Annotated in this window: 8 protein-coding genes and 1 tRNA gene; 5 read left to right on the top strand and 4 right to left on the bottom strand. The window is 54.7% G+C overall.

Translation table 11 applies throughout. From position 1 onward, the window contains the following. Positions 1 to 161 precede the first annotated feature (161 nt). Positions 162 to 5,174 (top strand): S-layer homology domain-containing protein, encoded by a 5,013-nt coding sequence (locus H7B67_RS03895; protein ID WP_185118476.1) that lies wholly within the window; start codon positions 162 to 164, stop codon positions 5,172 to 5,174. Positions 5,175 to 5,255: 81 nt separating this feature from the next. On the opposite strand, the gene H7B67_RS03890 is transcribed toward H7B67_RS03895, so the two are convergent. Then, positions 5,256 to 6,158, bottom strand: a complete 903-nt coding sequence (locus H7B67_RS03890) for an aldo/keto reductase (protein WP_185118475.1) — start codon at positions 6,156 to 6,158, stop codon at positions 5,256 to 5,258. Between the two features lie 129 nt (positions 6,159 to 6,287). Between H7B67_RS03890 and H7B67_RS03885 the strand changes: the two genes are divergently transcribed. Then, positions 6,288 to 6,364: transfer RNA gene (locus H7B67_RS03885), tRNA-Arg, on the top strand. A 179-nt stretch (positions 6,365 to 6,543) separates the two neighbouring features. Beyond that, entirely contained in the window at positions 6,544 to 6,663 is a 120-nt protein-coding gene (locus tag H7B67_RS30745) for a sporulation protein YjcZ (protein ID WP_425353903.1), read from the top strand. A 126-nt stretch (positions 6,664 to 6,789) separates the two neighbouring features. Here H7B67_RS30745 and H7B67_RS03880 read toward each other — a convergent pair whose 3' ends face one another. From H7B67_RS03880 to H7B67_RS03870, 3 genes are all read right to left on the bottom strand, one after another. Continuing rightward, positions 6,790 to 7,983, bottom strand: a complete 1,194-nt coding sequence (locus H7B67_RS03880; protein ID WP_185118474.1) for an MFS transporter — start codon at positions 7,981 to 7,983, stop codon at positions 6,790 to 6,792. A gap of 158 nt (positions 7,984 to 8,141) precedes the next feature. Continuing rightward, the gene (locus H7B67_RS03875) at positions 8,142 to 8,729 is read right to left on the bottom strand and encodes a TetR/AcrR family transcriptional regulator (RefSeq protein ID WP_185118473.1); all 588 of its coding nucleotides are present in this window, start codon (positions 8,727 to 8,729) and stop codon (positions 8,142 to 8,144) included. Positions 8,730 to 8,893: 164 nt separating this feature from the next. Continuing rightward, entirely contained in the window at positions 8,894 to 9,988 is a 1,095-nt protein-coding gene (locus H7B67_RS03870; protein ID WP_245363685.1) for a S1C family serine protease, read from the bottom strand. Between the two features lie 321 nt (positions 9,989 to 10,309). On the opposite strand from H7B67_RS03870, the gene H7B67_RS03865 reads away from it, so the two are divergent. Beyond that, the gene (locus H7B67_RS03865) at positions 10,310 to 11,002 is read left to right on the top strand and encodes a FadR/GntR family transcriptional regulator (RefSeq protein ID WP_185118471.1); all 693 of its coding nucleotides are present in this window, start codon (positions 10,310 to 10,312) and stop codon (positions 11,000 to 11,002) included. Beyond that, positions 10,999 to 12,207, top strand: a complete 1,209-nt coding sequence (locus H7B67_RS03860) for a CynX/NimT family MFS transporter (RefSeq protein WP_185118470.1) — start codon at positions 10,999 to 11,001, stop codon at positions 12,205 to 12,207. Before H7B67_RS03865 ends, H7B67_RS03860 begins: the two co-directional genes overlap by 4 nt. The last annotated feature ends 47 nt before the right edge of the window (positions 12,208 to 12,254 follow it).

Here is a 12,254-nt window from a genome sequence, read left to right as displayed (position 1 = left end):
GCGTTATTATTACAATCGGATAAATCTCCCTTTTTGTAAAGAATCTATTTCAAAGATTTGTACAGTTTTTGTTCAGATGAGCTTGATAGAGTACTCTGTGGCGAAATATGCATAAAAATAGAAATTTATATCGATCACGAAGGGAGAATTCTAGAGTTAAGATGAAGAGAAAAAATCGATTCAAATCATCGGTTTCATCGGTGCTGGCGACGGCGCTCGTGATGGGATCGCTGACGGCGGGCATCGGCTCCCAAGCTTCGGCCGCGCCTGTTCAGACGTACACAGGGAACACGTATTTTACCGATACCGACAACTGGGGCGGCGGAGATCCCCAAAGCGCTGCGGACGGGGACGTAGACTTCGGGGGCAGCCGGATCAAGAATGGCGATTCCATTTATCCAATCGAGTTCAAGATTGAGGACGTCGATCAGTTGCCAACGGTCAGCGCTCAATTGCTCGTTCGCGCTTATGATGTCGATGAGTACAAGGACGTAGTCAATTATAAGAGTACGGATAACGGCGAGTGGGACCGGGTGTATATGTCCTCTAACCCGGCTGATATTACGCTGGGAGATCCGTATACGAACTGGCCGACTACCGGCAAATGGACAAGTGCCACCGATAAGTTTAAAAAGGAATTTAAGCAAGAAAACTATATCGGTGCATTATCCGGCCAGAACGAAATTTGGAACACGACCGTCTTCTCCTTATCTCCTTCCGACTTCAACAAGATTGCCAAGGGAAATCTTTACGTCGGAACGTCCATCCATCATTACTACCTAGCTCCGGTATCGACCTTCAACTCGGGTTGGGTAACCGAGATCGACTGGGCGCAGCTCGTCGTGGACGGAGGCGTTCGCGAGAATGGCGAAATCAACGATGCTGGCCTTAAAGTGGAGAATGGCAAAATCACTCTGGATACGACATTCTTGCCTAAGACGAATGGCAATTTTGTCATGGAAGCCAACGTCATCCAGAAGGTAGAGGATCCGAACGGCAACGTTCAGGAGATCAATCTGGATGTCGAAACGAAGAACTTCGCGGGAGCGACTAAGGACAACGAAGAATCATGGGCGCCTGTTCTGAGTAACTCCGCGATTGATCCGAATAAAGAATACATCGTCAACATCATGTTGTTCGATGCTCGAACCGATGGAACGGCGGGTAAGGCAGAACATGTCTTGTCCTTCTCTACCTTCGATATGAAGGCTAAAGATATTGAGAAGAGGGTGCTCAAGGAGACCGAACTCCCGCTGACCCTGAAGGATTTTCAGGCCGGATTCTTCAAGAATAGCGGCGTAAGCGGAGCACAAGACATTCCTAACGGTGATAATCTGCAGGTAGTCACGATTCATTCGCTCCCTGCGGCGGATGATGGTGTGTTAATCTATGACGGTCATACATTGACCACCTCCGATGTAAGCGGAGCGGGCTACGTCATTAAAGCGACTGACCTAGACAAGCTGAGCTACAAGCCTGCTTCGACGATGGGTTACACTGCCGAGTTTCAGTGGAGCGGCTATGGCCAAGGCAAGGCATCCGAACCTGCCAATTTCATACTGAAACTGAACCACGAGCCGACGGTAGAGAACTTTGAGAAAGAAGCATATAAAGGCGATACGGTTACGTTTACCTCCGAGGACTTTAGCGCACATGCATTCCAGGATACGCTAGACGGAGATAACCTGACTAAAATCAAGATTACGGCTCTTCCAGATCCGGACAAGGGCAAGCTGGTACTGGTGAACGGCACTACTCAGACCGCTGTCGCAGAAGAACAAGAGATCTCCGCAGCCGACCTCGGATCGCTACGGTTCGTTCCCGAGCCGGGCGTAAGCGGTGCGGTCGAATTCATGTGGAACGGCTTCGATGGCTACCAGTATGCGGCGGACAGCAAGAAGGTAACGATCGCGATCAATTCCACGCCGGTCGTCGCCGATATTGCTAAGACCGGATTGATGGGAGATATCATCTCCTTCGGCAACGTAGACAGCGATAACTTCACTGCTTCGTATACCGATGAAGATCTCGATCCGCTCCATAGTGTTCAGGTGGAGCTTCCAGCCGACTTTGCTAGCAAAGGCCAATTGTTCTATTACCCTGGCGGATCCGTTACGGAAGCCGTATATGTCATGCCGGGCGTTAAGACCTCCATTCCGGCTGCAGTTCTGAACAGCTTGAAATTCTCGCCGGACGAGGGACTTGCTAACGGATCGACAGTAACCTTCGATTGGTATGGTTTTGACGGCAAGCAATACTCAGATGATCCTGCACAGGTTAAGATCGCCTATAACGGCATTCCGACCGCGGATGCGCTCGTCGTCAATACTCAAGAAGGAACTCCTTCTACGACAATCGTGTTAGCGGGAACCGATGTGGGCGCTAGCGTAAGTGGAGTTGTTTACCAAATCGAATCCGGGCCGCTCAAGGGAACGATCTCGCCGGCCGATCCTACGAACCCGCAGGGAGGCGAATGGATCTACACGCCTAACCCAGGCGCTACGGGAGTGGATAAGTTCACCTATACGGTCACGGACGCCGAAGGGCAGACAAGCGCTCCGGCCGTCGTCACGGTCAACGTGCACAAAGCGTTGGACGGTTGGGTAGGAGACAAGGAACGGGGAGATTCGACGATTCTGCCCGCCGTTCCGGGGCATCCTCTGATCCTGTCGGCAGTATCCTCGCTGATTACCGATCAGGTTACGGCGAACGTGAACGGCGCCTCGGTGGACCTGATTTGGGTGAACCAAGCGACAAGCGCCGAAGACGGATATAAACTCTGGAAGAAGACGAACACCGTGCTGCAGGAAGGGACGAGCCCTGGCGTCTATGACGTTACGTTCACGGCGCGGGATATCAACGGGTCTCCGCTTCCTTCGGAGCCTGCGGATCGCTTGTCCGATAACAGCTTCGAAGTACTGGAACTTGGTTTTACGTTGACGGCGGATCCGGAACAAATCCTGGGAGACGGCAAGTCGACTTCCGAACTGACAGCTGTTCTTAAGGATGCGGGCGGAAACCCGATAGCCAACGTTGAAGTGACCTTCGATGCGCCGACGGGAACCTTCCCGAATGGCAACAAGGTCGTTACGGACGAGAACGGGCTTGCTACCGTTACGTACCAATCTGCCGCCATTACCGGCACGACGCCGCAATCGATTCCGGTAACGGCCACGGTGCTGGATCTGGACAAGGGACTGTCTGCGTCTGCCTCTATTCAAATGACCTTCCTGCCGGCGCAAGTGAAAGGCGTCATTACGGAGGGCGGTACCAACAAGCCCGTTGCGGGAGCAAGCGTGCGGGTAACGCTTGATCTGAACGGGGATAAGGTTATCGAGCCGGGAGTCGACTTCGACGAGACGGTTATCACCGATGCTAACGGAGCATATGCGATTCCGGTACCGAAGGGAAATGCGGTTTACGACCTGACGGTTACGCAAACGGTGAACATAGGCGGCGTGGAGACGCCAGTCTCCTATAGCCAGAAAGCGCCAGTCGGCGAAACGACGGGCAACGGCGATGAAACGTACGTTTCGGAGAAAACCATTTCCGGGCTTGTCGCGTTCAAGCAGCCGAACGGACAACCGGCTCTGCTAAGCTCCGAGCTGCTGAGCAAAACGAACGTTTATCTGAAGGACGTTAACGGAGACTACTTAATGGAGAACGGCTCGCCTAAGGCGTTTGACCTGTCCTCCCAAGGCGTATTCAATGCAAGCGGTTTGGCGGTAGGAGACTACACCCTGGAAGTTCGTTATGAGATCGAGCCAGGCAAGGAAATTACGATCAGCAAGGGTACCGTAAACGTAAAAGAGGACGGCGAGCTGAACATTACGCAGCAGCTGGTCGACCCGTACGGAACGGTAACCGATAAAGTTACGGGAGCCGTCATCGAGGGCGCGAAGGTAACGCTTTATTATGCGGACACCAAATCTCCCGTCGATCTGCCGGAGCTGGTAGGCTTTGCTCCTAACGATAACGCGAGCCCCGATCAGTTGACCGACGCCAACGGCTTCTACGCTTACATGGTTTATCCGGAAACGGACTACTACGTGGTCGTATCCAAGGCTGGGTATTACACTTACACGAGTCCGATTCTTTCGGTCCAATGGGATATCGTTAAGCATGACGTCGAGCTGGAGCCGGTGATTGTTTCCGGCGGTGCCCCGGTGAATCCGGAAGTATCGCTGGCCGTATCCACGGATCAGAATGTCGTTCAAGAAGGCACCCAGTCGACGATTACCGTCGATTACAAGAACATATCGACCGCCATGCTTTACGCGGGAACGATTAAGGTTCAACTGCCAGAAGGAGTCGAAGTTATCGACGCTAACGGAGGCACGGTAACCGGCAACACGATTTCTTGGAACGTGACAAACTTGGCAGGCGGCCAAAGCGGCAGCTACAAGATTAAGGTACAGTGGTCCCAACTGGACGCGGCTGAGAAAGAATTCGGCATCTCCGGCGAATTCGGCGTAAACGGCAGCTCCGCCTCCGGAGCCAAGGCGAATTCGACGGCCAAGATTAAAGTATTCTCCGATCGATTCGGCAACCTGAGCCATCAGCGCTATATCATCGGCATGCCGGACGGCGAATTCAAGCTTGGCAACTCGCTGACCCGTGCCGAGCTGGCGGCGATCGTCGCCAGATTGACGGAGAACGAAACGATCGACTACGCTCTGCCTTTCAGCGATATTCGCAAGGGACACTGGGCAACGAACTATATCCGTATCGCGGTTAAACACGGATACTTCGGAGGTTTCTCCGACGGAACCTTCCGTCCGGACGAAGCGATCACGAGAGGCGAACTGGCGGCGGTCATGGCCCGATTCCTGGATCTGAACCCGGGCAAGCCGGTCTCCAACCACTTCTCGGATACGAAGGGCAACTGGGCGGAGAACGCCATCGAAGCGCTGTACCTGGGCAAGTATTTGACGGGATACACCGACGGAACGTTCCGTCCGAACCAGAAGATCCGCCGGGACGAAGCGGTTACGATGATTAACCGCATGCTGTACCGCGGACCGCTGCAAGGGCTCGAGCCGGTATTCCCGGACGTTCCGACCACCCACTGGGCGTTCGGAGAAGTTCAGGAAGCGACCGTATCGCACGAAGCCGTTCGCAATTCCGACGGAAGCGAAACGTTCGTCAAGCGGATCGAGGATGACGTTCAGTAAGCTGGAGTAAAAAAGAAAAGACGGCCATTCGTCGCATAAGCGGCGGGTGGTCGTCTTTTTGAATTATGTCGATTGGATGAGTTAACGATGCTGAGCGTACTTGTTGGCTTTGCTAAAGCTGCGAATCGTCCGAAGCTCCTCGTCCGTGAGAGCCGGAACCTCGGCGGCTGCGAGGTTCTGCAGCAGCTGCTCGCGCGAGCTGGCGCCCGGAATGACCGCAGCCACCGCCGGATGAGCGAGGGGGTAGCGTAAGGCTAGCCGAGTGAGATTTCTGTCGTCGAAAGTGAGACGCTCAAGCCGCCCGCGCAGAGCTTCTAATTCTGCCAGCTCGTAATCCGTCACGCCTTTGGCCGGCTTCCGGTTCGCGGCGAGCGCGCCGCTTGCCAGCGGGCCTCTGGCGATCACGCTGATTCCCTTCTCCTCCAACAGCGGGAGCACCGCCTCTTCGGCGCGCCGATCCACGATGCTGTATGGATTCATGACGCTGACAATGGAGGAGCGGGACGCGTACTCCCGAATCACGTTCGGACGAATCGAGGAGATCCCGTATTCGCGGATGACGCCTACGCGCTTCAACTGCTCGAACGCTTCGATCGTCTCGTCGATCGGATCGTCGATCGTGCCTCCGTGCAGCTGATAGAGATCTATGTAGTCGGTGCCGAGCCGTTGCAAGCTTTCTTTTACGGCAGATAAGATATACTCCTTGGAAGGGTCCCATACCCAGCCGTCCTGGCCTGGAATGCGGCGGTTGCCTACCTTCGTCGCAAGCACGACATCCCCGCGACGTCCTTTAATCGCCTTACCGACAAGCTCCTCGTTGCGTCCGCCGTCGTACAGATCCGCCGTATCGAGAAGAGTGACGCCGCGCTCCAACGCTTCGTGAATGATCGACGTCGCTTTTGCCTCTTCGGTTCCCAGGGACATACATCCGAGTCCGATCTCGCCGACGAACAGGTCCGACTTGCCCAAGCGGTTTTTCTTCATGACGTGCCTCCTCCTTGTCTTGCTTCATAAAGATGGCTGTCCCCAAAATATATCATGGAGCGTTGCGAAAGCTCAAACGGGAGGCCGCTTTTCCATTTCCGTTTTTTTTGTTATAATAAGACTCGTTGCGCGCCCGTAGCTCAGCAGGATAGAGCGACAGTTTCCTAAACTGCAGGTCGTACGTTCGAATCGTATCGGGCGCGCCAGCTTTCATTATGAATGTTCAAGAATCGCACCCGGTTGCGGTTCTTTTTGTTTTTATGGACCTCCAACCGGAGTTAGTTGTACGTTCGCGGATTATTAGCCGTATGGGTATGAGTACTGACGATATAAGCACCTAATCATATATTGTTGGAGTGACATCGTGCTGAGTCACAATAAAAATATGGTGGTGAATCCTTTGAGCGGAGTCGTTGGGTACGGCGGGATACAAGCTGCTGCATTCGTCCTTGTCTTGTTTATCCTGTTGGTCATCATTCTTCGTGCTGGATCTGGAGTTTATTAAGTAGCCACTACCGGCACGACCAAATTTCTCCTTCTGCCCATCACGAGTAGCCGCCCGTGATGGGCATTTTTTGAGTGGTTAGATAAATGGAAATACATACGTTCGAATCGGGTGAGTCGTCTTCGGTCAAGCGCACGATTTTCCGGTTTCGGCTGCAGAAGGGGATGCCGTGGCCACAGCACTTTTCTTATTGTAGTAAGGCAGCAACGACAGAAGCCCGAGCAGAGCCAAACCGGCCCCGACCCAGAGAGGCGATACGAGCCCGAATCCGTGATCGATGGTCATTCCTCCGATCGTCGAACCGACGACGATTCCGAAATTGACGACCGACACATGGAACGTGCTGACTAGCGCTCCGCTATTGGATACGCGCGAGACTCGCGTAACCATGGCGGGATTCATCGTAACCCCGGACAGACCGATTACGATGACGGCCGCAACGGCCATAACCGGAGATCGTGCTAGCAGACCGAACAGGACCAAAGCCGCGGTCAGCACGATCAGACCCGTCGTCAGAATCGTCATCATATGACGGTCGGCCAATCTGCCGGTAATCGTATTGCCTACGACAGTCGCAACCCCATAGATTCCGAGCAGAAGCGGGACCGTTTGGCTATCAAAGCCCGCGAGGTCCGTTAGAATGGGCGTAAAATAGCTGAAAGCGGCGAAGGTCGCGCCGATGATCAGCATGCTGGTCGCGAAAGCCGCCCACAAATGGCGGCTCCTAAAGGCGGCCAATTCGCTTCGGATCGTGATCGATGCCGATTCTTCTTTGGTCGATTTGGGAATAAGAATCAGCGCCATCAGCCCGGAGACGAGAACAAGGACGTCCACTGCCCAGAAGCTGGAGCGCCATCCCCAATATTGATCGAACAACATGGCAGCCGGCAGGCCGACCGCGGTCGCCACCATCAGCCCGCCTAGAACGATAGATGCGGCGCGACCGCTCCGTTCCGGGCGGACGAGGGTCAACGCAATGGCGATGGCGACGCCGAAGCAAGCCGATGAAGCGATCCCGGTGAGAACCCGCGCCGCCATCATTAGCTCATAATTCGGAGCCAAAGCACCCAGGGTCTGACCGACCAGAAAGATAAAGGAAAGGGCGAGGAAGGCTTTCTTGCGGGGTACCTTCAGCAGTCCGATCGTCAGCAGCGGTCCTCCGATAATCATTCCGGCCGCATAGGAGGAAATCAGGTAGCCGATAGCCGCGATCGATACGCCGAACTCCGCGGACAAGGACGGCATGATGCCGGCCACCATGAATTCCGAGGTCGTCATCGAGAAAATCATCAATCCCAATACATAAATAGCAAGAGGCAAAGTCAGCAACTCCTTTAATCGTTTTATTTTGTAACGTTTAGTACAAAAATAGGGCTGAAAATGCCGCATCCCTAAGTAACCACTCAAAATAGAGATGCAGCAATAAACAACGGTATTTCGATTATTTTCGGCGAACGGCCCTCCGGCTTTAACTATCGCTAGAAGACGGCCGCCAAAACTCCGTCTATGATCCGCCCGGCCAGCGCGCGGTTCATCGTCCCGGGATAAAGTACCCGAAGGCCGTAATAACTGCTAAGGAAGAAGGCGGCGAGCTCTTGCGCATTCCGCTCCGGGGAGATCTCCCCGTTCGACTGTCCCTCTCTCATGGCTTCTTCGATTGCCCGTTCAAGCTGGCTTGCGTGTTGAGTAAAGATCTTTTCCACGGACGGGTCGGATTTGCCTCTCTCCGCGGAAGCATTGATCAGGAGGCATCCTCGGTCCCCTGCAGCGGAATCCTCCCGGATCTCCCATTCGAGCAACGATCTTAGCCGTTCCTTTACCGGCATATCTGCGCGCAGAATATCGATCTGCTCCGACAGACCCAACTGTTGATACCGGATCAAGGCTTGCTCATACAGCTCATGCTTGCTTCCGAACGCGTTGTACAAGCTTCCTCTGCCGAGGCCCGTCTCCTTGCATAAATCGTCCGTCGAGCAGGCTTCGTACCCGCGGGACCAGAATACCTCGACGGCCGCATCGACGACGGCAGTGTCTTTAAAGGCGCGGGGCCTTCCGCTTTTGCTCATCGGTTTGACTTCCTTTCCTTTCCGTTCTTGTTGATACTAAGGATATGAATTTTGTATCGATCTGTCAAATAGTAAATGGCCCACTTTCGAAACGCCGTCTAGAGGCGCTTCAAGAGTGGGCTCGAATAGGGTATGAAGTGCAGCAGCTTATAGACTTTCTCTTCTTAGAGCGATTTAACCGTCGTTCCCGCCATCAAATCCGTCAGGGCATCCTGAATCGTCGACGCCGGAATCGCGAATCCTATGCCTTGCGCTTCCGCGTTCACCGCTGTGTTCACGCCGATGACTTCGCCTTGGGCATTCAGGAGAGGACCGCCGGAGTTGCCGGGGTTGATCGAAGCGTCGGTCTGCAGAAGGTGCTCGTAATTGTGCTCGGTGCCGTCGTCATCCGTGATCGTGATCGGGCGTTCCTTGGCGCTGAGCACGCCGACCGTCATCGTGTGGTCCAGGCCGTACGGGTTGCCGATCGCGATGACCCAATCCCCGATCTTAGCCGCATCGGAGTCTCCGATCGTCAGGGCGGGGAACTTCGTGCCGTCCGGGCTTTCGACCTTAAGCACGGCCAGATCCAGATCCGCGTTCGAGTTCACGACCGTGGCCGTCAGCTGCTCGTCATATCCGGGAACGGTAACCTTAAGCTCCGTCGCGTCGGCGATGACGTGCTCGTTCGTCAAGATATACCCATCCTCGTTAAAAAAGAAGCCGGTTCCCGTGCCCATCAAGACAGGCTCTGCGTTGCTCTGTTCCTGTTGCTGCTGTTGCTGCCGCGGATCCATAAATCCGCCCCGTCCGCCGAAGAGCCAGTTGCCTTGCGAAGCCGTCTCGACTCCGTAGTTCTCGATCTCCACGACCGCCGGGTTGGCTTCGTCGAAGACGGACGAGATCTTCTCGTCGACGTTCAGCGATGCCGTCGTGAAGCCTGCGGAGCTCGAATAGGAACTGCTGCCGGAGGCGGCCGATTCGACCGCGGAGCTGCCTCCGGTGAACAGGTTCATCCGGTCCGACAGGAAGCTCAGTCCTCCGACGACCAGCGCACCGGCCAGGAAGGAAGCGAGGATCGGACGAGCCGAGCCTTTCTTCGAACGGCCTCCTCGGCTGCCGCCGCCATTACCCGAAACGCCAGACGTCCCAGCTGCATTCAACTCTTCCTCGTATGACGACTTCAGGCTTGCCACCTGTCTCGACGAATCGTAACGGTAAACGGTAAGGGTTTCATCGCGGCTATCTATTTCATGCTTGTTGTCCTTATGATCATTCATTCGAATCATCCTCCCTTGCTTGCTGTGACTCCATCATGCACCCCGAACCTAAAGCGGAGCTTAAACGAGTCTAAAAGGTTCCTAAAAGAACAAGAGGGATGGTTAAGAGAGCTTGTTCGCTCGGGTCAAGGGAAAATAAGCCTGAAAATCACTTGATTCCTTACGCGCGGGCCTTCCAATGGAGCGAATAAACCAGAGTCTATCGATCATCCTTTAGGCAGGTTTTTTAGGCAAGGAATTGTCCCCACGGTATAAGTATGATAAAATACCAATTAACCAAACATCCTATGTTTGATAAATTGATGAAACGAGGACTGACATATGCTTCAGAAAACGAATCGGCTGACGCTTGTCGAGCAAGTCGCATTGCAAATGGAGAAACTGATCGAAACCGGCAAATGGGCTGTCGGGATGCGTATTCCGGCCGAACCGGAGCTGATGCTCGAGTTGAATGTTAGCCGCAATACATTGAGGGAAGCCATTCGGGCGTTGATTCACGCGGGACTCTTGAAGACGAAGCAAGGAGACGGAACGTACGTCTGTTCTTCGAGCGCGTTGGGAGTCGTCCTGCAAAAACGCATCATGCGCTCCGATACGCTGCAGACGTTGGAAGTCCGGCATGCGCTAGAACGCGAGGGAGCCCATCTGGCCGCCCGGCGCAGAACGGACGACGAGGCGCGGGAGCTTCTTCTCCAACTGGAACGCTGGGAAGGGGCGGCAGCACGCGGTGACCTGGATGGCGTTGTCACGGAGGATATCCGTCTTCACCAAGGCATCATCGCGGCGTCTCATAATGAAATCTTGATCGAATTATATAACCATATCACGGATGCGTCGCAAGATTTGCTTACAAGCCTGACTCGATATGAAGCCGATGCGAATTTCTTGGAGATTCACCGGCAACTGGTCGAAGCGATTTTCGATCAAGACGCCGATCGTGCCGTGGCGGCGGTTCACCGTTATATTGCGGAATCGAAAGCCGTTCTTGAGGTTAAAGGAGGAGAGCGGCCGTGAGCGTACGAAGCGTTACGAAGTCAACGATGGCGAGAAAATCGTTGTCGTTGGGTTGGCCGGTCATCCTCGGCATCGTCCTGATCGCGCTGACCATGCGGTCCCCGCTAACGTCGGTAGGCCCATTGGTCGGTTCGATTCGCGAATCCATCGGACTGTCAAATGCCGCGGCGGGTCTGCTCACTACGCTGCCGTTGCTTGCTTTCGCGCTGCTCTCGCCGTTCGCGCCCGTTCTGGCACGCCGTTTCGGGGTGGAGAGGACCCTGCTTTATGCGCTGGTTTTGCTCATGGCGGGCATCGCGATCCGTTCGTTGACCGCAACCGCTTCTTTGTTTGCAGGCACGGCTTTGATCGGGTTGGCTATCGCGGCGTGCAACGTGCTCATTCCAAGTCTGGTCAAACGGGATTTTGCTCATCAAGTCGGCCTCATGACCGGCGTCTACTCCGTGTCAATGAATTTATGCGGGGCGATCGCGTCCGGCGTCAGCGTTCCGGTCGCCCGCGACCTCGGTTTCGGCTGGAATGGCGCGCTCGGCATTTGGGGCGTACTCGTTCTGTTGGCCGCGCTGTTCTGGTTGCCTCTAGCCCGGGCGAGTCGGGCGTCTGCCGGGGCAGCGACGAGCGGCGCGTTGAAGCGCAGAAGCCTGTGGCGTTCGCCGCTGGCATGGATGGTTACGATTTTTATGGGGACGCAGTCTCTTTTGTTCTATGTGTTGATCGCTTGGCTGCCTGAAATCATGATCAGCCGGGGGTTGAATGAAGACAGCGGCGGTTGGATGCTATCGCTGTTTCAGATTGCCGCGCTGCCCGTAGCGTTCATCGTGCCGATCGTGGCGGGGCGCATGAAGAACCAACGTTTGCTGGTCATCATCATGACGTTCCTGTTGTTTGTCTCATTGGGAGGTCTTTATTTCGGAGGAAATGCGCTTATTTCGTTGTGGACCGTCTTACTGGGAATTGGAGCGGGATGTGCGTTCAGCTTGGCCATGATCTTTTTAAGCTTGCGAACGAAAGATGCCTTCGATTCCGCTTCTCTGTCCGGCATGTCGCAATCGGTCGGATACTTGCTGGCGGCAACCGGACCGATCTTGTTCGGTTTGCTTCATGACTTTACGGCAAGCTGGAACCTCCCGCTGTTGCTGCTTCTTGTCGTTAGCGTTCTGCTGCTCCTGTCCGGCTTGGGCGCCTCCAGAAATCGCACGGTTTAGAGCACGTGAAAGAAAATACAGACCCAAACGGGTCTGTATAGGAGCGG

The organism is Cohnella thailandensis (assembly GCF_014212135.1).
Classification (GTDB): Bacteria; Bacillota; Bacilli; order Paenibacillales; family Paenibacillaceae; genus Cohnella; species Cohnella thailandensis.
The sequence above is the reverse complement of the archived record's forward strand: the minus strand, read 5'-3'. Positions and strand labels throughout refer to the sequence as shown.